The sequence below is a fragment of the Pseudomonas kairouanensis genome (assembly GCF_004682055.1).
GTDB lineage: Bacteria > Pseudomonadota > Gammaproteobacteria > Pseudomonadales > Pseudomonadaceae > Aquipseudomonas > Aquipseudomonas kairouanensis.
This window is the reverse complement of sequence record NZ_QUZU01000001.1, coordinates 181,933-204,749: the sequence shown is the minus strand read 5'-3', so window position 1 is coordinate 204,749 and position 22,817 is coordinate 181,933. Positions and strand designations below refer to the sequence as shown.

Annotated in this window: 18 protein-coding genes, 1 pseudogene and 1 riboswitch; of the genes and pseudogenes, 9 read left to right on the top strand and 10 right to left on the bottom strand. The window is 59.8% G+C overall.

Going from position 1 to position 22,817, the window contains the following annotated elements; all coding sequences use genetic code 11:
- Window positions 1–82 precede the first annotated feature (82 nt).
- Window positions 83–676: a phosphoheptose isomerase gene (locus DYL59_RS00940; protein ID WP_007904374.1), complete on the top strand. Its 594-nt coding sequence runs from the start codon at window positions 83–85 to the stop codon at window positions 674–676.
- A complete protein-coding gene (locus tag DYL59_RS00935) occupies window positions 673–1,254 on the top strand; it encodes a BON domain-containing protein (RefSeq protein ID WP_016974948.1) in 582 nt (193 codons plus the stop codon). Before DYL59_RS00940 ends, DYL59_RS00935 begins: the two co-directional genes overlap by 4 nt.
- A gap of 84 nt (window positions 1,255–1,338) precedes the next feature.
- On the opposite strand, the gene DYL59_RS00930 is transcribed toward DYL59_RS00935, so the two are convergent.
- From DYL59_RS00930 to DYL59_RS00920, 3 genes are read right to left on the bottom strand one after another with little or no spacing between them, the layout of a single operon-like run.
- Complete coding sequence (locus DYL59_RS00930) at window positions 1,339–2,973, bottom strand: GMC family oxidoreductase (protein ID WP_135287466.1); 1,635 nt, start codon at window positions 2,971–2,973, stop codon at window positions 1,339–1,341.
- Window positions 2,970–3,488, bottom strand: a complete 519-nt coding sequence (locus DYL59_RS00925; protein ID WP_135287465.1) for a sugar dehydrogenase complex small subunit — start codon at window positions 3,486–3,488, stop codon at window positions 2,970–2,972. The genes DYL59_RS00930 and DYL59_RS00925 overlap by 4 nt, the downstream gene beginning before the upstream one ends.
- Before the next feature lie 3 nt (window positions 3,489–3,491).
- Window positions 3,492–4,892 carry a cytochrome c gene (locus tag DYL59_RS00920; protein ID WP_135287464.1) on the bottom strand — a complete coding sequence of 467 codons (1,401 nt, stop codon included), beginning with the start codon at window positions 4,890–4,892 and terminating at the stop codon, window positions 3,492–3,494.
- Between the two features lie 579 nt (window positions 4,893–5,471).
- On the opposite strand from DYL59_RS00920, the pseudogene DYL59_RS31965 reads away from it, so the two are divergent.
- Together DYL59_RS31965 and DYL59_RS31960 are read left to right on the top strand one after the other, a co-directional pair.
- Window positions 5,472–6,290, top strand: a pseudogene (locus tag DYL59_RS31965) (MCP four helix bundle domain-containing protein); the annotation flags it as partial.
- Window positions 6,282–7,145 carry a methyl-accepting chemotaxis protein gene (locus DYL59_RS31960; protein WP_420359258.1) on the top strand — a complete coding sequence of 288 codons (864 nt, stop codon included), beginning with the start codon at window positions 6,282–6,284 and terminating at the stop codon, window positions 7,143–7,145. The pseudogene DYL59_RS31965 and the gene DYL59_RS31960, both read left to right, overlap by 9 nt.
- Before the next feature lie 54 nt (window positions 7,146–7,199).
- On the opposite strand, the gene DYL59_RS00910 is transcribed toward DYL59_RS31960, so the two are convergent.
- Both DYL59_RS00910 and DYL59_RS00905 read right to left on the bottom strand, forming a co-directional pair.
- On the bottom strand, window positions 7,200–7,967 hold the full coding sequence (locus DYL59_RS00910; RefSeq protein ID WP_135287462.1) for a YiaD family glycine zipper/OmpA-like lipoprotein: 768 nt from the start codon (window positions 7,965–7,967) through the stop codon (window positions 7,200–7,202).
- A gap of 212 nt (window positions 7,968–8,179) precedes the next feature.
- Entirely contained in the window at window positions 8,180–8,824 is a 645-nt protein-coding gene (locus DYL59_RS00905; protein WP_135287461.1) for an MBL fold metallo-hydrolase, read from the bottom strand.
- A 437-nt stretch (window positions 8,825–9,261) separates the two neighbouring features.
- Here DYL59_RS00905 and DYL59_RS00900 point away from each other — a divergent pair, with 437 nt between their 5' ends.
- Both DYL59_RS00900 and DYL59_RS00895 read left to right on the top strand, forming a co-directional pair.
- Complete coding sequence (locus DYL59_RS00900; RefSeq protein ID WP_135287460.1) at window positions 9,262–9,708, top strand: trafficking protein particle complex subunit; 447 nt, start codon at window positions 9,262–9,264, stop codon at window positions 9,706–9,708.
- A gap of 90 nt (window positions 9,709–9,798) precedes the next feature.
- The gene (locus DYL59_RS00895) at window positions 9,799–10,638 is read left to right on the top strand and encodes a hypothetical protein (protein WP_135287459.1); all 840 of its coding nucleotides are present in this window, start codon (window positions 9,799–9,801) and stop codon (window positions 10,636–10,638) included.
- On the opposite strand, the gene DYL59_RS00890 is transcribed toward DYL59_RS00895, so the two are convergent.
- The 5 genes from DYL59_RS00890 to DYL59_RS00870 form a co-directional block, all read right to left on the bottom strand.
- Window positions 10,635–13,364: a winged helix-turn-helix domain-containing protein gene (locus DYL59_RS00890; protein WP_135287458.1), complete on the bottom strand. Its 2,730-nt coding sequence runs from the start codon at window positions 13,362–13,364 to the stop codon at window positions 10,635–10,637. The two genes, DYL59_RS00895 and DYL59_RS00890, sit on opposite strands and share 4 nt — an antisense overlap.
- 224 nt (window positions 13,365–13,588) lie before the next feature.
- Window positions 13,589–14,956, bottom strand: coding sequence for a DUF1329 domain-containing protein (locus tag DYL59_RS00885; protein WP_135287457.1), 1,368 nt, complete (start codon window positions 14,954–14,956; stop codon window positions 13,589–13,591).
- Between the two features lie 29 nt (window positions 14,957–14,985).
- Entirely contained in the window at window positions 14,986–16,860 is a 1,875-nt protein-coding gene (locus tag DYL59_RS00880; protein ID WP_135287456.1) for a DUF1302 domain-containing protein, read from the bottom strand.
- Window positions 16,861–17,191: 331 nt separating this feature from the next.
- On the bottom strand, window positions 17,192–18,874 hold the full coding sequence (locus DYL59_RS00875) for a fatty acid--CoA ligase (RefSeq protein ID WP_135287455.1): 1,683 nt from the start codon (window positions 18,872–18,874) through the stop codon (window positions 17,192–17,194).
- 261 nt (window positions 18,875–19,135) lie between these two features.
- Window positions 19,136–19,768, bottom strand: coding sequence for a LysE family translocator (locus DYL59_RS00870; protein ID WP_135287454.1), 633 nt, complete (start codon window positions 19,766–19,768; stop codon window positions 19,136–19,138).
- An 85-nt stretch (window positions 19,769–19,853) separates the two neighbouring features.
- Here DYL59_RS00870 and DYL59_RS00865 point away from each other — a divergent pair, with 85 nt between their 5' ends.
- From DYL59_RS00865 to DYL59_RS00855, 3 genes are all read left to right on the top strand, one after another.
- Window positions 19,854–20,819: a 2-hydroxyacid dehydrogenase gene (locus DYL59_RS00865; protein WP_135287453.1), complete on the top strand. Its 966-nt coding sequence runs from the start codon at window positions 19,854–19,856 to the stop codon at window positions 20,817–20,819.
- Window positions 20,820–20,849: 30 nt separating this feature from the next.
- On the top strand, window positions 20,850–21,848 hold the full coding sequence (locus tag DYL59_RS00860; protein WP_135287452.1) for a class I SAM-dependent methyltransferase: 999 nt from the start codon (window positions 20,850–20,852) through the stop codon (window positions 21,846–21,848).
- A gap of 50 nt (window positions 21,849–21,898) precedes the next feature.
- Window positions 21,899–22,020: riboswitch (yybP-ykoY riboswitch) on the top strand.
- Between the two features lie 88 nt (window positions 22,021–22,108).
- On the top strand, window positions 22,109–22,693 hold the full coding sequence (locus tag DYL59_RS00855) for a TMEM165/GDT1 family protein (protein ID WP_025855563.1): 585 nt from the start codon (window positions 22,109–22,111) through the stop codon (window positions 22,691–22,693).
- The last annotated feature ends 124 nt before the right edge of the window (window positions 22,694–22,817 follow it).

Below are 22,817 nucleotides of genomic sequence, written 5' to 3'. Positions count from 1 at the left end.
ATCTTCACCACACACTTTTGCTCTTTGCTTTGCGGGCTGCACATTCCTGTGCCAAACAGCCGCGCTACTTAAGGTCACACAGATGGACATGCAATCCCGAATTCGCCAGCTTTTCCAGGCCAGCATCGACACCAAGCAACAGGCGATGGACGTACTTGCACCGCACATCGAGCAAGCCAGTCAGGTCATGGTCAATGCCTTGCTCAACGAGGGCAAAATGCTTTCGTGCGGCAACGGCGGTTCGGCCGGTGATGCCCAGCATTTCTCGTCCGAGTTGCTCAACCGCTTCGAGCGCGAGCGCCCTAGCCTGCCGGCCATCGCCTTGACCACCGACTCGTCGACAATCACCTCGATCGCCAACGACTACAGCTATAACGAAATCTTCTCCAAGCAGATCCGCGCCCTGGGCCAACCGGGCGATGTGTTGCTGGCGATTTCCACCAGCGGCAACTCGGCGAATATTATTCAAGCGATCCAGGCCGCACATGATCGCGAAATGATTGTCGTAGCATTGACCGGCCGCGATGGCGGCGGCATGGCTTCGTTGCTATTGCCCGAAGACGTGGAGATTCGCGTCCCGGCCAATGTCACCGCACGTATCCAGGAAGTCCACCTGCTGGCGATCCACTGCCTGTGCGATCTGATCGACAGCCAACTGTTTGGGAGTGAAGAATGACCGTTAACCGCCTCAGCCTTTTGGCCATCACCCTGTGCCTCGCGATCAGCGGTTGCAGCACCGCGATCACCGCGACGCGTGACACGCCGATCCAGGACGATAAAGGCACCCGCACTTTCGGCAGCAAGATCGATGATTCGCTGATCGAAACCAAGGTTGAAGTGAACGTCGCCAAGGCCGCCACCGACCTGGGTAATGGCGCGTCGCGCATCGTCGTCACCAGCTTCAACGGCGTGGTCCTGCTGGCCGGCCAAACCCCGCGTGCCGATCTCAAAGCCCAGGCTGAACAGGCAGCGGCAGCCGTACAGCGGGTGAAAAAGGTCCACAACGAGCTGCAAGTAATGGACCCTATCACCCTGCTGGCCATCAGCAACGATGCGCTGCTGACCACCAAGATCAAGGCGCAGATGCTCACTGACAACGCCATCCCCGGCTCGCGCATCAAGGTGGTGACCGACAACGGTATCGTCTACCTGATGGGCCTGCTGACCCAGGCAGAAGCCACCCGTGCCGCCAACCTGGTGCAGGGCGTGTCCGGCGTGCAGAAGATCGTGAAAGTGTTCGAGTACATCGACTGATCCCACTGCCACCAACCAACAGCTAAAAAAAAGCCCCCTGTGCCAATGGCATCAGGGGGCTTTTTTATGGCGCGCTGATCAGAATCAGACTTCGCTCACCAGCACATCCGCAATCCGAATACTCAACGCCGCGCCCGTCAGCGTCGGGTTCACGCAAGACGACGATGGCATCACGCTGGTACCGGCGATAAACAGGTTGGCGTGGTCGTGGCTGCGGCAATCGCGGTCCACCACCGAGTCCTTGGGGTCATCGCCCATGATGGTGGTGCCCATGATGTGCTGACGGTTCTGGAAGCCCACGTCGGTGCTAAGGATGTCGGCATCCAGCAGCTTGGCGAACTGCTTGAAGTCCTCCAGGGCCTTCTCTTTGCCCGCGTGCCAGTAGTCCGGGACGCTGTAGTAGATCTCTGGCACCGGCAGGCCGATGGCATCGAACTTGGTCTTGCTGGGCGTGACGCGGTTTTCTGGCAGCGGCAGGGTTTCGAAGTCCACCGCCCAGTTGAGCGAACGCGCCGATTGCAGGCGAATCTGCTCATCGAGCTTGGAGCCCAGCACGCCCTTGGCGATCAGGTTGGAGGTGATCTGCGACGTCGGCACCGTGTTGCGCACCTTGATCTTGTAGCCCGGATAGTCCTTGCGGAAGGCGCCGTCACGGCTGTTCAGGTACACCAGCAACTGGGTCGGCCCCTCACCTGGCCACATGTCTTCCTTGGTCATCACGTTCATGCTGATGCCGGTGTGGTCCATCAGGTTGCGGCCCACCTGGTCGGAGGAGTTGGCGATGCCGTTGGGGTATTTGTCGGAGGTCGACATCAACAACAACTTCGGCGACTCGATGCCATAGGCTGCCAGCACAAAGTAACGCGCGGTCAGCTTGTGAGTGGACTTGTCGGGGCGCATGTACCAGACAGCCGTGATCTTGCCGTCATCCCCCGCCTCGATTTTGTACACCACCGAGTTTTCCAGGACCTTGGCGCCATGGCGCTCTGCTTCATCGATATGCATCGAGCCGTCGTACTTGGCGGCAATCGGGCAGACCGGGTTGCAGTTGTTGTTGCCGGCACAGGGCGGGCGCTTGCCATAGGGGCGAGTGGCGCGGCCGTTGGGTTCAAGGATCGGGTTGTAGCCACCCTTGCCGAGCATTTCCGAAAGGCGGGTGAACATGTAGCTGGGCTTGAGCCCTTCCATCGGGTATGGGATTGAACGTGGCGGAAACGCCTCGCCGCCCTGCCCGCTTTCGTCCTGACCATCCACGCCGGAAACACCCAGTTCGGTTTCGGCCCGCGCGTAGAAGGGTTCGAGTTCGTCGTAGCTGATCGGCCAATCGCGGCCCTGGCCATACAGGGACTTCAAGCGAAAGTCGTTGGGCAACATGCGCCACAGCGATGAACCGAAGTGCCAGGTGGTACCGCCCACGACCCGCAGGTACGACGTGTTGTATTTAACCGGGCCGACTTGCTGCAAATAGTCGCCATAGGTGGACGGCGCGTGGGGCAGGCTTGGATACGGCGAACCCGCGCCCTGCAACTTGGCGTTGGCCAGGGACAGCTTGACCGGCGCATTGCGGAAGGTTTCCACCACGTCGCGGCGGTTGACCCGAGGGCCAGCCTCAAGAACGATCACCGACTTGCCAGCCTTGGCCAGGCCGGTCGCAATCAACCCGCCCATCACGCCGGAGCCGATAATGACGACGTCGGCATCGAATTGTGCCTTGCTCATAGTTTGATGTCCTGTGGCGCTTTGGGTTTGGGGCCCCATGAGTCAGGGCCGCCACCGTAAGTGGGGATGATGAGGGTGCCGTGGGTGGGCCGATACATCAGCGCTTCGCTGTAGGCGACCAGTTCGGCGTCAGCCGGTTCGCCGACGATCCCCAGGTACCAGGCCGAGATGATGCTGGTGGCCGTTGCCTTCAATGAGGGGTCGGCGTCAGTCAGGGCCAGGTAGTCATCCACATGCTTGAGGCCGCGCTCGGCGATCAGTTGCTTGAGGGCAATGACGTTGGTGGAGAAGTTCGGCGCGCGCTTGTCCAGGGCCGCGTAGTAACGCGCAGCCAGCACGGTATTGACCGGGCGGCTGACCAGGAACTGCGACAAGGCGGCAAAATCGGCGTCCGACTGGGCAGCTGCCATGGCCGACTGCCAAGGCATCAGGCCGCTGACCAGCGCCGTGAGCCCCAGGGTGACCGAGCCGCGCAACAGGCTGCGGCGCGACAGTGCATTGATTGATGAGTCCATGGGTCAAACCTCCCGACGTCGGCGACGGACAAGAACGATCACCGCCAGGGCAATCAGGATGCAAGCCACGACAATGGCCGGGACGGTGAACTTGGCCATCTGCGCCAACGGCGCCTTGGGTCCGCCTTCACGTACCTGGGCGACATCGGCAGCGGTCACTTTCAACGCGTCATTGCCGTAACGGGACAGCACGTAGTTGCTGACGTCGGCAATCTGCTGGTCGTTGAGACGGTCGGTGAACAGCGCGTCCGGGCCGAAGGCCGGCATGTCGATGGCCACGCCGTCCACTTCGCGGTGCACGCCGTAGACGATGGCTGCGATCAGGTTGTCGCTGCGGGCAGTGGCGGTGTTGTGGAACAGCGACGGGTACTCGCGGGTGCCCTGGCCGTTGGCCTGGTGGCAGTTGGCGCAGGTGCCGCTGAAGATGTGCCAGCCGGGATTGTCGGCGGGCTTGCCGCCGCGCCGGGTCAACTCGTCGGTGGATGGCTGGCCGAACTCATGGCGCGCCTTGGTCTCGCCGGTGTTGATGGGCTGGGTTTGCAGCAGGTAGGCGGCAATCGCCTTGAGATCGACCGCATCCAGGTGTTGCAGGCTGTGCTCCACCGCTTCGGCCATCGGCCCGGCAGCTTGGGCCTTGCCCTCCACATGGCCGGTGCGCAGGTAGGCGACCAGTTCATCGCTGGACCAGGCGCCGATGCCGCTGGTTTTGTCGGAGGTGATGTTGGGTGCATACCAACTGCCCAATGCGCCACCGGCAAGGGGCTTGCTGCTGTCGGCCGCCATCAGCACGTTACGTGGCGTGTGGCAGGTGTCGCAGTGCGCCAGGGCATTGACCAGGTAGTCGCCACGGTTCACTTCGGCGGACTTGGCGGGGTCCGGGGTGAAACGCTTCTGGCTATGGAACAACGCGTTCCAGCCGAGCATGGAAGCGCGGATGTTGAACGGGAAATCCAGGTCGGTCTTGGTGGTCGTGGTGTCGACGGGCTGCACTTCTTGCATGAAGTAGTGGTAGAGGTCCGCGACGTCGGCGTCGGTCATTTTCGCGTAGGAGGTGTAAGGCATGGCCGGATACAGGTGCGTGCCATCCGGGGTGACGCCATCGCGCACCGCTCGGGCGAATTGCTCAGCGGTATAGCCACCGATACCGGCGGATTTGGACGGGGTGATATTGGTCGAGTAGATCACCCCCATCGGTGAACTCAGCGGGTAGCCGCCCGCAAAAGGCTTGCCCCCCGGTGCGGTGTGGCACGCCACGCAATCCGCCGCCACAGCCAGGCGTTTGCCTGGTGATGCAGAGGCCTCCAATGCCTGGCCATGCGCACTGCCGGCCCCCCAAACGACAAGCGACAGAACGCCCGCCAAGGCATGCCTGATGCCTTTTTCCCTAACCGATTTACGCGGCATGTCTTTTTACCCTACGCAGCTGCACTCATGGCTTCACGGATTCTTGAGCTCTGCGGCCCTTCGAATAATTCATATTGTTATCAGTCGTCATACGACAACAACGCGTGAATATTTCACGCGGAGCAACATTTGGCAACAAGTTAAGAGGCTAATTGCCATCAATGTGCATTTCAGATCGAGGCCTCTAGATCGAGCCTTTCAGCGACAGTGTCGCCAATGCGATGGCAACGTTAATGAGGTTTTTAAGAAAAATGGACGGTTTTATGTGAATTTTCGTCATGCTTGAACGTATGTGCTGTTTTCTGCTGTTTTCTAAAAACCTGAAATCCCATCAAAATTTATCGTATCTATTTGATATATATAGGTTTTTTATAATCTATAAGGCATTTTCGCATAGACTTATGCTTTATGAATATCGCGCCTCACCTGTAAAAATCACGATAAAACCTCTTAAAAAAGCCCGTTTTGCAGCGAATTGATCTGCCGAAACATTCAGCAACCCTTAAGTCCTGGACGCATCTGTCGATAGAAGTACGACCACCGCCGCCACCCCTAACGGTGCCGGTACTCACTTCGTTGATGAATCAATCAGCATCTTTCCAGGACGAACCGATGAGCTGGCTTAACGACGCAAAACTCTCCACCAAACTGATCACCTCCTTCTCACTGTGCGCGCTTATCACACTGGGGGTGGGCGTATTGGGTAGCCGAGGGGTGTCGGCGCTGTCGGAAAGCCTCAAGTCGGTGTTCGACAACAACCTGGTGTCCATTGCCAACACTGCGCAAAACAAGGTCAAGGCCGTGGGGCAAAGCCGCGACTTGTATCGCCTGTATGCCGCCTACAGCAGCGATGCGCCCCAGAGCGTCAAAGACGAGTTCATCGCTTCGATGAATGCCAACCGACTGGCCAGCGAGAAAGCATTCGCCACGTACCGCCAGCGCCCGATGGCCGATGACGAGCGCGCAGCCGGCGACAAGATGGAGCGCGATTGGCCGGTGTACCAGGCCATGGTGCAGCAGTACATCGGCCTGCTGAACGCGGGCGAGTTGGATAAGGCCCGCTCGCTGTTGTTCGGCGAGCTGCAGAAAGCCTATCGCGTGGTGATGGATGAACAGACCATCATCGTTGACTCCAACGACCGCCAGGTTGCAGAAAGCGCGGCGGACGCGGTGGTGCAGGAGTCTTCAGCGCGCAACACCCTGTATTCAGGCATCGTCCTCGCCTTTATCGCGGCGATCCTGCTGGGCCTGTTTATCAGCCGTCTGATCAGTCGCCCCATCGCCACCGCCGTGACCAGCGCACGGCGCATTGCCGATGGCGATCTGACCCAGGCCATCGTCAGCACCGGCCGCGATGAAACCGGTCAACTGCTGAGTGCCCTGGGCGATATGCAATCGAGCTTGAAGCAGACCATCCATCAAATCGCCAGCGCGTCGGATCAATTGGCATCAGCGGCCGAAGAACTGACCGCCGTCACCGACAATGGCAGCCGCGGTCTGGTGCGCCAGAACGACGAGATTCAGCAAGCCGCAACGGCGGTGACCGAGATGACCTCGGCGGTCGAGGAAGTGGCACGCAATGCGGTGTCTACCTCCGAGGCATCCCACACCACCAGCGTGCAAGCCACCAATGGCCGCGACCAGGCGCGCAAGGCCGTCACGGCGATCAACCACGCCACCACCGAAATCGACACCTCGACCACCATGGTCAAGGACCTGGCCGGCCAGGTGCGGGATATCGGCAAGGTGCTGGATGTGATTCGCGGGATCGCCGAGCAGACCAACCTGCTGGCACTCAACGCGGCCATCGAGGCCGCCAGGGCCGGTGAGCAGGGTCGTGGGTTTGCCGTAGTAGCCGACGAAGTTCGCGCCCTTGCCGCGCGTACCCAGGCCTCGACCGGGGAGATCGAAGGCATGATCAACGCCGTGCAATCCAGTGCCGACCAGGCCGTGGGCGCCATGGGTAAAAGCCAGGCCCTGGTCAACGACACCCAGGGCCTCGCCCAGGCCACCGGCGAGGCGTTGGAGTTGATCGCCGAGGGCATTTCCCAGATCAACGAACGCAACCTGGTGATCGCCACCGCGTCCGAAGAGCAAGCCCACGTGGCCCGCGAGGTAGACCGCAACCTGGTGAACATCCAGGACCTGTCCACGCAAACCGCCGCCGGCGCGCACCAGACCAACGCATCGACCCAGGAGCTGTCGAACCTGGCAACGTCGTTCAACACCCTGGTCAGCCGTTTCCGCTTGTAAAACCTTCGGGCACAAAAAAGGGCGCCTTGCAGGGCGCCCTTTTTTTGAGTGTTGTTACTGGTACTGCGAGTACGGGTTGCCCTGGAACTGGTTGTTCTGCTGTGGCGCCTGTGCACCCGGCTGGCCGTACTGTTGGCCAGGGATTGGACCCAGGTTCACTTCGACACGACGGTTCTGGGCACGGCCATTGACGTCGGCGTTGCTGGCAATCGGGTTATCCGGACCGGCACCACGTGCGCTCAGGTTGGCCGGGCTCACACCTTGGGAGGTGAGGTAGTTGGCCACGCTCTGGGCGCGACGCTGGGACAGGTCCATGTTCAGCTGGCGGCTGCCGGTGCTGTCGGTGTAGCCGACGATCTGAATGGTGTTCTGGTTAAATTGCTTGAGGGAGTTGGCCAGGTTGTTCAGCGGCGTGTAGAAGCTGCTGGAGATCGCGTCCGAGTTGGTCGCGAAGGTGATGTTGCCCGGCATGATCAGCTTGATCTGATCGCCTTGGCGCTGTACTTCAACACCGGTGTTGGCCATGCTTTCGCGCAGTTTCTTTTCCTGCTGGTCGGCGTAGTAGCCGTAGCCTGCTGCGCCGGCACCGGCCACAACGGCACCGATCAGCGCGCCCTTGCCACGGTTGTTGTGGTCGATAGCCGCACCGGCCAGTGCGCCGGCCAGGGCACCAAGGCCACCGTACTTGGCGGTCTTGCTCATGCCGCCGGATTCATTACTGGCCTGCCCCTGGCTGCTGGCGTCATAAGGATTCTGGTTAGCACAGCCGCTCAACAAAGCGACAACGGTGGCGACAACAAGCAGACGACGCGAAGTGAACATGAGGGAAGCTCCTACTTTTGCATTCTATGGTGCAAAGGACATTGGCAATGGACCCGTGCCGAGTTTGGAACGCGACCGACGGTAAAAATTCCGTGACTGCGCCCCAAGCTGTAACAAAAGGTTTGGCATTTGCCCTGCTACAGAAACCGTAGCAGACACACACTGAACGCGACCTGAGTTTTTACTGCAAACCTTGCAGGTTTTATCCGCCATCACGCCCGCACAAACGGGTTCTCGCGCATCTCATCCCCCAATCGCGTATCCGGCCCGTGGCCGGCCACCACCGTCGCGCCCTCGTCCAACGTATACAGCCGCTGCTTGATCGAACGCACGATGGTCGCCTGGTCCCCGCCCCACAGGTCCGTGCGCCCTACCCCGCGTCGAAACAGCGTGTCGCCGGCGATCAGCAGCTTGGCATCGGCAAACCAGAAGCTCATCGAGCCCGGCGTGTGCCCAGGCGTATGCAACGCAATGCCGCAGCCGCAGGCCAGTTCCTCTTCATCTTCGAGCCAACGATCCGGAGACGGCACAGGGGTATAGGGCACGCGAAACATCTGGCACTGCATCTCCAGGTTGTCCCACAGGAATTGGTCGTCCTTGTGCAGGTGTAGGGTGGCGCCAGTCTTTTCCTTCAACTGCCCGGATGCCAGGAAGTGATCGAGATGGGCATGGGTGTGAATGATGCTCACCACCTTGAGGCCCAGGGCATCGAGCCGCGCCAGGATCAGTTCATGGTTGCCACCGGGGTCGACCACGATGGCTTTTTTGGTGATGGGGTCGCCGATGATGGTGCAGTTGCACTGCAGCGGGCCGACGGGGAAGGTTTCGCGAATAAGTGTCGGCGATGGGGTTTGCATGGGCGGCCTCAGGTGTCAGTAACACGGCTTTTTTCGGCGGGTTTCGCCAGAATAATTGCACTATTAGATCAGACAGGGGGCCCGATTACAGTAAGGCTGTTGCATAAAATCGGAGTGGATGACAGAAAACGGAGTAGGCAATAACTGTAAGTAACTTCGTAAAATTCAAAACAACCAAAAGTGACTCAACACACCCTCCGTGAACCGAGACCTAATCAAACCCTCTATCTCGACATTAAGCGCCAACAAAAGACAGCCACATCAAGATTCCTACAAATTCAAAAAATAATTTCTAACACAAACGACTTTGACCGGCATGAATTACGTACTGAATCTAGAAGCTGTAGGGATACCCCTACAACAAAATTCCAGTCAGCTGCAAACAAAGGAAAGACACTTGCAAGAAAAATCAAACCATTCCAAAAGGAGCAACACTCATGAACCTATTCACTTCCACTTGCTCGGCTTGTATAGCACTCACCCTTGTTACTGGCTCAGCACTCGCCGGCCCCCAGGTTAAAGTCACCTTCAAAAACTTGGGCGACACTACCGCAATTTACTCACCACAGGACAGCAATCAATTCGCAACCAGAAACAACGCTTCACCTCTTCCTGACGATACCGTCCAGGCAAACGCCGCCAATACATACACGGTAAAAAGCGAAGTTTCTCCTCTCGTCAACTACGCACATGTGCGATATACCATGGGCAACAAGTCCTGCGTATTCCTCACAACATTTGTGGCGACCCTAGGGTTTGCAGGCGCCAAGATACCTAAATGGAACCACTCTGCCACGCCTACCGGAGGTGCTAGCTGCACCATTCGGTCAACTGGCGTCAGCCTCTCGGATTATTCTTGGTCAGTCGAAATGACCATGCGCTAGCACGCTATCGGAGTCTTTCATATTTAGCTTGAGAGACTCCGTCCACGCTCGACAATTCAGCGGCATAAGATCACGCAGGAGCACACACTGATGAATCCCACAGTGAGTTCAACCTTAAGCAATAAAGCCCTACCCTCTGATTACACGCCCGCGGCCTCTACATCCATCACTCAACCTATAGAAACGGCGCTGAAAACCAACATGCATGACCGCGCAACTGTCACAACATTGGCAAGCCAGTTGAGCGATGCCGCCCTACGCGCACAAACGACGTACGGAAACTATACAAAGCAACAGCTTAAAGATATGGACATCAACACATCTGACTTGCTGGCAGGCAACGATTACAACAGTAAAAAAATCAAACACGATGCTGAAATACCCAACACCCAAGACCCTGCCTTATTAGAACGCGCCAAACAGGCAACGCTTTACGCAAATGGCCTGGGTAAAAACCCCTTTTCCGGCATGCCTCGCGACCAACTTGAGTTAATCATCTACGACGACAGCGGAAGTTTCACTATCAATGAACGCAGGGCTGCCCTTTACGAAGAATCGGATCAGGATTACGCCTGGCGCAGGAGGGTTGTCGACGACTACTTCGAAAACAGAAATAGCCCAGGTAAAGCTGCCGAATTTTACCAGACCGTTCTAGATTATCACCGAGCGCTTCCGCTGGTCGCTCGATCCGCTGCGCCGGAAGGCTATGAGGCCAAACTCGAGGAGTGGATTGAACTGGAACTTAACGTCACCAATCCCACTTCGGATAACAGCAAAAAAAACCACAAAAACTTAACGCCGGAAATAGCGCAAAGAATCCTGGAACAAGACAGCAGTCTGTTCAAAACGGCCCAATCCCTCGGACAAATAGGTGACGCCCACACTCTGAATCACCCCGCGCAGAGACCCGACAGCCCGCGCGCGCCCTAACCAATCAACCTCAACTCCTGCGCCCGCGCCACCGCCTGTGTGCGCCGCTCTACCCCCAGCTTGCTGTTGATATGGCTGGCATGGGTTTTCACTGTGTGCAGGGAGATAAACAGCCGGTTGCTGATTTCCTGATTGGAGCACCCTTGGGCGATCAGTTGCAGTACCGCCAGTTCGCGGGCGCTCAGGGTCTCGTGGGTCGATGCGGCCTCGGCCACCACGACTGTCGGCAATAGTGCCAGCAGGCTCTGGTTGAGCAGGCCATGGGGGTCTTTGCCGAGTTGTTCACGCATCCAGTCCGGATGATTTTCCAGCAGCCGCTGGAACGGTTGCAGCGCACCGCCCGTGCCGGCCTCAAGCGCGCGAGCCAGGACCGGGCGGGCCTTGGCTTCCTGACCATTGCCCAGAAGCAGTTGCGCCTGTTGGGTCAAGGCCATCAGGGCGATCATCTGGCGCCCGCTGTCCTGGGCCTGTTGCGCCAGCGTTTCAAGGCGTTGCAGCGCCGCATCGGGTTGATGCCGCGTGGCATCCAGAGCGGCCTGCTGCAAGCCGATATGTTGCGGCAGGTGTGGATGAAACTCCGGCGCCGCTGCGGCATGTTCGCCGTTATAGGTCTGGCCTAGCCGGGTCAGCCAGGCGTCGGCCAGGTCCGTGCGGCCTTGGGCCAGCCACAACTCGCATTTGATCAGGGTGATCATCGCCAGGTAGTAGATGGGCGGCACATCCCAGATATGCATCAGGCGCTCGGCCTCGGCCAGTTCGGCGAATGCCTTGGCGAAGTCACTACGGCGACCTTCGAAGTTGGCGATCACACAATGCCCGATCAGCACGCTGATATCCCGGCAGGCGCGAGCTTCATTCAGGCCAGCACGCAAACGGGCCAGCCCGGCTTCGGGCTGGCAGCGCACCAGCAGCAGGAACCCCTCGTACAGCGACAATCGCGCACGCACCGCGTACAACCGCTGCGGCGCCAAGCCATGCAGGCGTTGCAGGCCCTGGCGCACTTCATCCAGGGAGCGCAGGATTTCACCTCGCGCTTGCAGTACCCGCGCCCGGTCGTAATGGGCCAGGGCCTCGAACAGTGGGTTGCCAACGCGCTGCGCCAGCTCCAGGGATTCGCGGTTCAAGCCACGGGCGCGCCACAGATCGGCGTCGACAATGGCCAGGTTGGAAAGCGTCGACAAGCACATCAAGCGCTGGCCATAACGCCGTTGCGGCAGGCTCTCCAACGCTTCGCTGCAATAACGCTGGGTCAATTCGCGATCACCTCGCCCCCGCGCGATGATCCCGCTCAGCGCCAGCCATTGGGCAAGCATCGATTTTTGCGCAGTGGCCGACGGCGCGGGTAGGAAGCGGCTGAGGTAGCTGGACAGCTCTTCGGCCGCATCCAACTGGCAGGCCAGGCCCAAGGCCCAGCTGTAGAGCACGATCAAGCGCGGCGTGCTGATCAACAGGCTGTCGGGCAAGTCCATTTTCCAGCGCAGCAACATGCCCACATTCTGCTCGGCCAGCAGTTGCTCCTCGGACAGGTTCTGCACCAGGTTGGCCGCCACATCCAGGTGGCCGGCACGCAGCGCCTGCTCCACCGCCTCATCGATCAAGCCCTGGGCATTGAACCAGCGGCACGCGCGCAGGTGCAGGCTGGCGGCCGGCAACACATTGCTGCTGGCGCGCCGGGTGCGCAGTAAATCGGAAAACAGATGGTGATAACGGTACCAGTGCCCCTGTTCGTCCAGGGGCACGAGGAACACCTGGTGCGCTTGCAGGTAACGCAGGATTTCGGCGCTGTCGTGGGCCTCGCGCACGCCATCGCACAGTTCGCTGCAAAAGCGTTCCAGTGGCGCTGTATCAAACAGGAACGCCTGCACTTCAACCGGCAGGCAGTCGATCACCTCTTCGAGCAGGTAATCGCGGATGAGCCCTTCGCCCCCGTGCAGGCTTTGGGGCAAGGCTTCTTCGTCACCCGCTTCGGACGCGGCCAGTAGCCAGAAGCGCAGGCCGGCCACCCAGCCTTCGCTGCGGCGGATCAGGTTGTCGAGGGCCTCACCCTGCAATGAGCTGCTATGCCGGTCGAGCACCGCCAGGGATTCATCATGGGTCAGGCGCAGGTCTTGCTCATGCAGTTCCAACAAGTGCCGCGACAGCCGCAGCCGCGCCAGGTGCCAGTCCGGGCGCTGACGGCTGGTCACCAGAAGCACCAGGCCTTCGGGAAGATGATTGAGGAAAAACTGCAGGCAACGGTCCAACACCGGGCCCTGGGCCAAATGGTAGTCGTCCAGTACCAACAACAGCGGCGCGCGGGTAGACAGGTGCACCGTCAGCTCATCGAGCAGGCCGTCGAGCCATTCTTCAAAGGCGAAGGGTTGATGACGCTGGCGCATTTTCAGCAGGCCCAAGGATTGGGCGCCGAGTTGCGGGAAGTATTGCTGCAGGCCGTCGAGCAGGCGTTCCAGGAAGCGGCCGGGGTCGTTGTCTCGCGCGCTCAGGCCCAGCCACAGGCTTTGCCAATGGGTCGGCAGGCTCTGGCAGAACTCCACCGCCAACGAGCTTTTGCCAAACCCCGCTGGAGCACTGACCAGCAGCAACCGCCCCTCCAGCCCGGCACTCAGCCGTTCGCACAGCCGTGGGCGCTGCACGTAGCCGTCGGGCAGGGGTGGCCTGTAGAAGCGACCTTCCAGGGTCGGGATTACCGCACTGGCAGGCCCTTGGATTCGGGACAGATCAGTCATCGCCGGGCTCTTGTAGAAGGCTTATGTCGGCATTGCAGATGTCCGCAGACTAGCGGTAAAAGCGGCAGGTTTGTAGATCTTTGCAACAAATGACTGAAAAAGAACTGAGACAAAAAATGTGGGAGGGGACTTGCTCCCGATGGCGGTGGGCCAGTGACAGATGCGCTGACTGGTCTACCGACATCGGGGGCAAGCCTCCTCCCACATAGGTATTTCACTATGGCTTAGCGAACACCGTCCTGGCGCAAGGCGGCTGGGGTGAAGTCGCTGGTGGTGGCGGTAAAGCCGAAGTCATAGGCCTGCTTCTCTTCGTTCTTCATGCCCAGCGCCAGGTAGCGGCCGGACTGCAGGTCGTAGAGGGTTTCGAGGGCGTACCACGGCACTTGCTTGTCGTAGTAGTTCTCGGCATGGGCTTCGGCGACGCGCCACAGTTGGCCACGGCCGTCATAGTGGTCGATCACCGCCGCTTGCCAGGTGTCTTCGTCGATGAAGAAGTCACGCTTGGCGTAGATGTGGCGCTGGCCTTCCTTCAAGGTGGCAACCACATGCCAGACGCGGCGCAGCTCGTAGCGCGTCAGGTCCTGGTTGATGTGGCCGGCCTTGATGATGTCGGCGTACTTGAGCTTCGGATCGTCGATCTTGTAGCTGTTGGAGGCGATGTAGATTTCCTTCTTGCCTTCCAGCTTCCAGTCGTAGCGATCCGGTGCACCGTTGTACATGTCGAGGTTGTCGGAAGTGCGCAGGCCGTCGGCAGCGGTACCCGGACCGTCATAGGACACTTGCGGCGCCCGGCGCACACGGCGCTGACCAGCGTTGTAGACCCACGCAGAACGCGGCTCCTTCACTTGGTCCAGGGTTTCGTGCACCAGCAGCACACCACCGGCCAGACGGGCAGGCGCGGTCACTTGCTGCTTGAAGTAGAACAGCACGTTGCCCGGGTTTTTCGGGTCGAAGTCCTTCATCTTGTCGCGGAACACGAACTGGTCTTTGAAATACACCAGGCTGTACGAGCCATTGGTTTGTGGCGTGGCCTGGGTGACCAGGCGCGTCACGCTGCCCCCGCGGTAGCGGGTGATGTGGTTCCAGATAACTTCCACGCCGCTTTTTGGAATCGGGAACGGCACCGCAGTTTCAAAGTTCTCCAGGCCGTTGCCGCCGGACACCAGGTTGGTGGTGGTGGCGTTCTTCTTGATGGCCGCGAACACATCCGCAGGCACCGTGGCGCCGCGATGGGTCGGGTAGACCGGCATCTTGAAGGAGTCCGGGTAGCGCTTGAACATCGCGTACTGCCCTGGCGCCAGCTTGTCCTTGTACTGTTCGACGTTGGCCGCCGTGATGGTGAACTGCGGTTGTTCGCTGGCGTAAGGGTTGGCCAGGAAGCCACGGGCATCGACGGCGCCGGCGTTGGTGGGCAGTGGCGACCATTTTGGAATGGTGCCAGCCGCGTTACCGGCCATTTCGGCGCCCATCGGGGTCAGGGTCGTGCCCAACTGGGCCGCCTCACTGGCCGACACCGCCGCCATGACGTTGCTGGCCAGGATCGACAGTCCGAGCACACCTACCTGCAACAGACTTTTTTTGCTTATTTTCATGTTCTGGTTCTTCCTGAATTGCAGTGTGCTTAGAAGTTCGCGCCGAAGCTCAGGGCTACAAAGTCGCGGTCAGCCGATGTGTTGAAGTCGCCACCAAAGAAGTTGGTGTAGGCGAGGCTGGCCGTATAGGTGTTCTGGTACTCAGCGTCCAGACCCAGGCTTACCGCCTTGCGCCCCTCTTCAAAGTTGCCGCCAGGACCTGGCGAGTAACCGCTGACGTCATGGGACCACGCCACGTTCGGCTTGAGGTTCACACCGGCGAACACGTCTGGGTATTCCCAGATAGCCCGGCCACGGTAGCCCCAGGAAGTGGAGGTAGTGAAGCCATCATTGTTGCAGTTGGTGGTGCGATTGCTGGCATCGGCTCCAGGGCCGGCACCCGTGATCGTCCCGGAGTTAAGGGTTGCACACAGGGCACCTTGCCCAGGTCCATATACCGGGTCACGCCCATAACGCGCTTTGTCACGGCTTTCCAAACCACCCACATGGGTCACGCCAACTTCACCGACCAGCGTAAGGCGACTGGCGCCCATCACTTGATCGAAAAAGTGCGTGAACGTGGTCTGGAACTGAGTGATTTCTTTACGACGATAGCCATTGAGATCGGTGTCCGCTGCCCCCTTGAGTGGAGATGCACCGCCCAGGCCGGTCAAAGGTGTGACACCTGCGTAGAGAATGTCAGTGGTGTTGAGTTGTACCGGAGCGTTCGGCCGGTAGCTGAGTTCACCGCTCCATGCCGTGCCTGTAGGTAACGTGGTGGAAAAGCTCAGGCCATAAAGCCGAATATCCTCTGGGTATTCAACGAAATAGCTGGAGTTGCCCGCAACGATAAGTGGACGCAGGCCTGCAGCCGGGGTGGGCGTCAAGGCGTTGGCTGCGGCATAAGTCGCAGCGGAAGCTCCGCGCGCACTGAAAATCGGGGCACGGCTGTGATAGTTCATGAAGTAGGCGCCGAACTCGGTGTCGAGCGGCTCGTAGTTATAGTGAAACGCCACGCCAAATTGGCCGCTGTCACGCGCATCGCGATCAGGCCCGCGCTTTACCAGCACACCCTCTTCGTTGACATTGACCCCAAAGTTATTCAGCAACCCCAGCGCGCCAGGTTGAGTCGCCAGGAAAGAACGCTTGCTCAACAGTCGCAGATTGTCCGAGCAGCCATCGGAAATCACATCCGGCTGCGAGAAGAACGTACCGCAGTTATCCGTAACGGTCTGGTCCCATTCCAACTGGTAAAACGCTTCGGCCGACAAGTTATCCGTCAGGGTTTGCGACACGTAGAACATGTTGACCGGAATCAAGCCTTCCTTGATTTCCGCACCCGGACGACGGAACGCCGACACGTCGATCGGGTTGATGGAGTTGATGCCGCCGCCAATGAAGGTACTTTCGCCCCAACTCACTACCTGCTTGCCGAAGCGCACGTTGCCTGGCTGATCGGCAATGGAATAGTTGTGGTAGATGAACGCGTCGAGAATCTGCCCGCCCGAGGACTTCGCGCCCTCTTTGCGGTTGCTGTCGCTGATGTCCTTGAACTCACGGCTTTCATCCTTGAGCTCAAAGTCGTACCAGTACTTGCCTCGCACAAACACACCGGTATCGCCGTATTTCAGTTCCAGGTCATGAATGCCCTTGAAAATCTTCGAGAAGGTTTCCCCACGCTTGAAGTTCAAATGGCCGTCATCGGAGGTCTGGGACAAGCCCTTGCCCCCGTTGTTGACGCCGATCAGGTCACGGTCGGGCTTGGACGTACTCCAACTGGCCCCCACGGAAAGAGACGAGTCAAAACTCCCTTCGATTTCACCGATATTGAAACTGACGCCGAATGCGGGACCGGCGAGCGTAGAGGCGAGGCTGACGGCCAGGGGCAATTTAGCCCGGCGCCAGAACTGGTTTACTGAGGTCATCGACGCTACTCCATGTGCATTATTGTTATGGCAGTGAGTTCTTTCTGTGATGCGTGTAACGGCCGGAATACAACGATTCCAATGCCGCTCGGCAACCGAGCCCCCATGGCCCGAAGCGGAACATCCTTGAAAAACTCTGGAAGGGACTATAGCCAGCAGGGGGTAGTGCTTGATCCCTCTAAAGTGTGATTTGCATCACCGACCCGTCTGCCTCAACCCTTTCGCCACGCCGACGAAGGCCGGCGGGGCAAGGATGGCTGAAAATCGGCAAATCACAAGTAGAGGCGCAAGATAGAGCATTGCCGCGCCCGGACGGACGCGGCGAAGGGGGTCAGAGGGTAGACAGGAATGTGCTGTTGTTGGCCTGCCATTCGATGATGTCGATGCGGATACGTTTTTTGTCCAGCTTGCCGACGCTGGTCTTGGGAATTTCGGTAACAACGGCAATCTGGCTTGGAATCGCCCACTTGCTCAGGTGGCCCAGTTCCACGAACGGCTTGAGGTGTTCCTTGAGCTCGCGGGCCCCTATCACATGGCCATCACGCACCACCAACAGCGCAAACGGGCGCTCGCCCCACTGCGGATCGGCGATGCCCACTACCGCTACTTCGCGTACCGCCGGGTGACGGCTGACCAGGTCTTCCAGCGCCAGGGAGGAGATCCATTCGCCGCCAGTCTTGATCACGTCCTTGATGCGATCTCGAATGTCGATCACGCCAAAAGCATCCAGGGTGGCCACATCGCCCGTGTGCATCCAGCCGCCTTCCCAGAGTTCGGCGCCCTTTTGCGGTTCGTTGTAATAGCCCTCGGTCAGCCACGGCGCGCGCAGCACCAACTCGCCCTGGGATTCGCCATCGGCGGGCAGGAAATGACCTTCACTGTCGACAATCGCCGCTTCCACCAACGGCCCCGGCACGCCGGCCTTGATGCGGTAAGTGGTGCGCTCGTCCTCGGTGCCGGCCATCAACTCTTCGTTGAGATGGGCGCAGGACACCAGCGGCCCGGTCTCGGACATGCCGTACGCCGCTGTCAGTTGAATCCCACGGGCCTTGGCCGCTTCGTACAGCGTGCGGTTAAGTGCGCTGCCACCGATGACGATTTTCCAGCCGCCAAAATCCACACCCTGGGCCGCCTTGGCGTTGAGCACCATTTGCAGGATGGTCGGCACACAATGGGAGAAGGTGACCTTTTCCTTGCGCCACAGCTCCACCAGGTATTCCGGGTCGTAACGACCGGGGTAGACCTGTTTCAGGCCGAGCATGGTGGCCACATAGGGCAAGCCCCAGGCGTGCACATGGAACATCGGCGTGATCGGCATGTACACGTCGTTGGTGCCCAGCAGGCGCACGCTGTCGACGCTGCCCATGATGGTCGCCACGCCGATGGTGTGCAGCACCAGTTGGCGATGGGTGAAGTACACGCCCTTGGGGTTGCCGGTGGTGCCGGTGGTGTAGAAGGTGGTGGCGACGGAGTGCTCGTCGAAATCCTGGAAGTCATACTGAGGGCTGGCGGCGGCCAGCAGGGTTTCGTACTCGCCCACCAGGTTGGGCAATTCAGCGGTTTTTGACTCGCCGTCGGTGAGCAGCAGAGTCTTGTCGACCGTGGTGAGCTGCCCGGCAATCGCCTGGTAAAGCCCCACGAACTCGCTGTTGACCAGCACAAAGCGGTCTTCGGCGTGGTTCATGGTGTAGAGAATCTGTTCCGGCGACAGGCGCACGTTGATGGTGTGGATCACCGCGCCGATCATCGGGATGGCGAACATGCACTCCAGGTAGCGATGGCTGTCCCAGTCCATCACCGCCACGGTGTCACCGGCCTTCACGCCCGCTTCGGTCAGCACATTGGCCAAACGGGCGACCCGCTCGATCAGGGTCGGGTAGGTGTAGCGCAGTTTGTCGCGGTAGACGATCTCCCGGGTTTTCTCGTAGCGAGTGCCGGACATCAACAAGCGTTTGATCAACAGCGGGTATTGGTACGCGCCTTCGGCGGGCGGGATAACACGGGTCTGCAACATACGAATCCCTTTTTATGACTGCACGGTCTTGGCTGAAAGATTTGCACTGTAGAGCGCTTATGTTTCAGCCAAATCAGCCAAAGGAATGATTTGCAGGGGGCAATGAATGCTAGCTTTGCGCCAGCACTCAGGCGTCAATGAGGTCCAATGTGGGAGGGGGCTTGCCCCCGATGGCGGTGGGTCAGCCAACTTATCTGTCACTGACCCACTGCAATCGGGGGCAAGCCCCCTCCCACATTTGGAACTGTGCCCACTCAAGTCTTATTTCATGCTGGTGAAGGCCAACTTCACACCAATCGCAATCAACACCGCCCCCATGGTCCGATCAAACCAATGCCCCATGCGCGCAAACCCGGCGCGCACGCGCTGTTGGCTGAACAACATCGCCACCAGGCAGAACCACAGCGCTGTCGCCACTGCCAGGTACAGGCCATAACCGGCCTGGATCGCCAATGGCGTGTGCGGGTTGATCACCACCGTGAACAACGAGAGAAAGAACAACGTAGCCTTGGGGTTCAAGCCATTGGTCACGAACCCTGCGGTGAACGCGCCACGCGGTGTGCGCTCGCCGGCTTCTCGGTGCAATTCGCCCTCGGCGGCCGGCTTGGCCGGTTGCGCGCGCAGGGCCTTGAAACCGATGTACAGCAGGTACGCCGCCGCCGCCCATTTCAGTGCGTTGAACAGCACGATGGACTGGGACACGATCAAGCCGATACCCAGCAACGAATACCCTACGTGCAGGAAAATCGCCGAGCCCACGCCCAGTGCGGTCCAGGTGCCGGCGCGGCGGCCATGGGTAACACTTTCGCGCACCACCACGGCGAAATCCGGGCCAGGGCTGGCCACGGCCAACAAGTGGATCAAGGCTACGGTTAAAAACTCGGCGAGGTACATGCTCACTCCAATTGAGTAACTGATTATTTCATCTGATAGGCTCAGGAGATTACGCCTACGAACCCTGTCGCAAAAGGTACAGTTGATGACGAACAATCGCCGCGCCGTCTTCCTCGATCACCCCTCCCTGGACCTGGGGGACCTGGACCTCAGCGAACTGCGCAGCAGCTTCAGCGAGCTGCAGTTGTTTTCCGACACCACGCCACACAATGTGATCGAACGCCTGCAAGGCGCCCAGGTAGCCATCAGCAACAAGATCCCGCTCAACACCGAAACCCTGGCGGCCTGCCCGCAGCTCAAGCTGATCCTGGTCTCGGCCACCGGCACCAACAACGTCGACCTCGACGCCGCCCGCGCCCACGGCATCACGGTGAGCAACTGCCAGGGCTACGGCACGCCGTCGGTGGCGCAGCACACGATCATGCTGCTGCTCAACCTGGCCACGCGCCTGAAGGACTATCAACAGGATGTAAGCGCCGGCAAATGGCAGCAAGCCAAACAGTTCTGCCTGCTGGACCACCCGATCGTCGAGTTGGAAGGCAAGACCCTCGGCCTGCTTGGTCACGGTGAACTGGGCGGTGCCGTGGCGCGCCTGGCCGAAGCCTTTGGCATGCGTGTGGTGCTCGGCGCCATTCCCGGCCGCCCTGCCCGCCCAGACCGCGTGCCCTTGGATGAATTACTCCCGCAAGTCGATGCACTGACCCTGCATTGCCCGCTCAACGAACACACACGTAACTTTATCGGCGCCCGCGAACTGGCGCTGCTCAAGCCTGGCGCGTTTGTGGTCAACACCGCGCGCGGGGGCCTGATCAACGAACAAGCCTTGGCGGACGCATTGCGCAACGGCCACCTGGGCGGCGCGGCCACCGATGTGCTGAGCGTGGAACCTCCGGTCCATGGCAATCCGTTGCTGGCGGGCGATATCCCCCGGCTGATCGTTACCCCCCACAACGCCTGGGGCAGTCGTGAAGCGCGCCAGCGTATCGTCGGCCAACTGGCGCAAAACGCCCGGAGCTTTTTCAGCGGTGCCCCGCTGCGCGTCGTCAGTTGATAAACTGCGCCCCTTTTCAAGGAGCAGACTATGGATCCGCGCAGTGAAGTACTGCTTCGTCAGGCCGAACTTTTTCAAGGCAACCTGCTGTTGGTAGGTTTGCCTGCCGACGACCTGCTGGGTCGCCTGCCCAATGCCCACGGCTGGTGCTGGCACGCCGGCGACCAGGCTGCGCTGGACGCGCGCTTTCCCGAGCGCAGCCAGTTCGGTGTGAATGTGCCGCAGCGCGGCTTTGATGCGGCGGTGATCTTCCTGCCCAAGTCCAAGGACCTCACCGACTACCTGCTCAACGCCGTGGCCGCCCGCTTGCCCGGCGCCGAGGTGTTTTTGGTCGGCGAGAAAAAAGGCGGTATCGAAAGCGCGTCCAAGCAGATGACCCCGTTCGGCAAGCCCCGCAAGCTAGACAGCGCGCGGCATTGCCAACTGTGGCAAGTCACCGTGGCCAACGCCCCGCAAGCGGTGGAGCTTGAGAGCCTGGCTCAGGTCTTTGACGTGCCGCTAGCTGAAGGTCCGCTGAAGGTGGTGAGCCTGCCGGGTGTGTTCAGCCATGGCCGCCTGGATCGCGGGACCGAGTTGCTGCTGGAACATCTGGACAAACTGCCCAGTGGTCATTTGTTGGACTTCGGCTGCGGCGCGGGCGTGCTCGGGGCTGCGGTTAAACGTCGCTACCCGCACAACAGCGTGACCCTGCTGGATGTTGACGCCTTTGCTGCCGCCAGCAGCCGTCTGACCCTGGCTGCCAACGGTCTGGAAGCCGACGTACTGACCGGTGATGGCATTGATGCAGCACCGATGGGTTTGAATGCAATCTTGAGCAACCCGCCCTTCCATGTGGGCGTGCACACCGACTATTTCGCCACCGAAAACCTGCTACGAAAAGCGGCCAAACATCTGGCAAAAGGTGGCGAACTTCGCCTAGTTGCCAATAGCTTCCTGAAGTACCAGCCGCTGATCGAAGAGCACCTTGGCGTGTGTGCGGTCAAGGCCGAAGGCAATGGTTTTCGCATCTACCGTGCCAAGCACGGCTGACGGGCGTTTGAAAAAGAAGGCTTGCCGAATGGATTTTGCCTAGGCAGAATCCGCTCCGTCCTAGGGGAGTAGTCTCCCACGAGCGCCATGCTCGTCCGGCATACGTCAACATACTTGGTCAACAGGCCATGGCGTATGCGACCCAGGAGTCCGCACAGACGGACCGGGGTTTGACAAGACCTATGACACGCACACCTTACCCGGGGCGGGAAGGCTGTACGTGTCATAGCCGTGTCGACCCGCCCCTGGAAACTTACCTGATGCTGGATTCACTACTCGTACCCACCGCAATCGTTGCCTTGGCCGAAATCGGCGACAAGACGCAACTGCTCGCGCTCATCCTTGCTGCACGCTTTCGCAAGCCCTGGCCGATCATCGCCGGTATCGTGGCCGCGACCCTGGCCAACCATGCGGCGGCCGGCGCCGTAGGGGCTTGGTTTGGCAGTTTCTTCTCGGATGCGGTATTGCACTGGATCCTCGCCGCAAGCTTCTGCGCCACTGCGTTGTGGACCCTGGTGCCCGACAAGCTCGACGACGACGAAGCCAGCACCACACGCAAGTTCGGGCCGTTCCTGACCACGCTGATCGCGTTCTTCCTGGCGGAAATCGGAGACAAGACCCAGATCGCCACGGTGATGCTGGCGGCGCAGTACCCGGAACTGTGGCTGGTGATTATCGGCACGACCGTGGGCATGCTGATTGCCAACGTGCCGGTGGTCTTGGCGGGGAATTTTGCGGCGGAGAAACTGCCACTGACGTTGATTCGACGGTTGGCGGCGACGGCGTTTTTCGTGTTGGCGATTGTCGCGGTGTACAAGGCCATGCAGAGCAGCGGCTGGATCTAAATCTGTAAACCCAAACCAATGTGGGAGCGGGCTTGCTCGCGAATACGGAGTGTCAGTCACTGATTATTTGACTGACCCGCCGCCTTCGCGAGCAAGCCCGCTCCCACACTTAGATCTTCACCAG

Excerpts from the sequence above, each read along its gene's own strand:
- DYL59_RS00940 (WP_007904374.1), top strand. The coding sequence starts at position 83 with ATGGACATGCAATCCCGAATTCGCCAGCTTTTCCAGGCCAGCATCGAC.
- DYL59_RS00935 (WP_016974948.1), top strand. The coding sequence starts at position 673 with ATGACCGTTAACCGCCTCAGCCTTTTGGCCATCACCCTGTGCCTCGCG.
- DYL59_RS00930 (WP_135287466.1), bottom strand. The coding sequence starts at position 2,973 with ATGAGCAAGGCACAATTCGATGCCGACGTCGTCATTATCGGCTCCGGC.
- DYL59_RS00925 (WP_135287465.1), bottom strand. The coding sequence starts at position 3,488 with ATGGACTCATCAATCAATGCACTGTCGCGCCGCAGCCTGTTGCGCGGC.
- DYL59_RS00920 (WP_135287464.1), bottom strand. The coding sequence starts at position 4,892 with ATGCCGCGTAAATCGGTTAGGGAAAAAGGCATCAGGCATGCCTTGGCG.
- DYL59_RS31960 (WP_420359258.1), top strand. The coding sequence starts at position 6,282 with ATGCAATCGAGCTTGAAGCAGACCATCCATCAAATCGCCAGCGCGTCG.
- DYL59_RS00910 (WP_135287462.1), bottom strand. The coding sequence starts at position 7,967 with ATGTTCACTTCGCGTCGTCTGCTTGTTGTCGCCACCGTTGTCGCTTTG.
- DYL59_RS00905 (WP_135287461.1), bottom strand. The coding sequence starts at position 8,824 with ATGCAAACCCCATCGCCGACACTTATTCGCGAAACCTTCCCCGTCGGC.
- DYL59_RS00900 (WP_135287460.1), top strand. The coding sequence starts at position 9,262 with ATGAACCTATTCACTTCCACTTGCTCGGCTTGTATAGCACTCACCCTT.
- DYL59_RS00895 (WP_135287459.1), top strand. The coding sequence starts at position 9,799 with ATGAATCCCACAGTGAGTTCAACCTTAAGCAATAAAGCCCTACCCTCT.
- DYL59_RS00890 (WP_135287458.1), bottom strand. The coding sequence starts at position 13,364 with ATGACTGATCTGTCCCGAATCCAAGGGCCTGCCAGTGCGGTAATCCCG.
- DYL59_RS00885 (WP_135287457.1), bottom strand. The coding sequence starts at position 14,956 with ATGAAAATAAGCAAAAAAAGTCTGTTGCAGGTAGGTGTGCTCGGACTG.
- DYL59_RS00880 (WP_135287456.1), bottom strand. The coding sequence starts at position 16,860 with ATGACCTCAGTAAACCAGTTCTGGCGCCGGGCTAAATTGCCCCTGGCC.
- DYL59_RS00875 (WP_135287455.1), bottom strand. The coding sequence starts at position 18,874 with ATGTTGCAGACCCGTGTTATCCCGCCCGCCGAAGGCGCGTACCAATAC.
- DYL59_RS00870 (WP_135287454.1), bottom strand. The coding sequence starts at position 19,768 with ATGTACCTCGCCGAGTTTTTAACCGTAGCCTTGATCCACTTGTTGGCC.
- DYL59_RS00865 (WP_135287453.1), top strand. The coding sequence starts at position 19,854 with ATGACGAACAATCGCCGCGCCGTCTTCCTCGATCACCCCTCCCTGGAC.
- DYL59_RS00860 (WP_135287452.1), top strand. The coding sequence starts at position 20,850 with ATGGATCCGCGCAGTGAAGTACTGCTTCGTCAGGCCGAACTTTTTCAA.
- DYL59_RS00855 (WP_025855563.1), top strand. The coding sequence starts at position 22,109 with ATGCTGGATTCACTACTCGTACCCACCGCAATCGTTGCCTTGGCCGAA.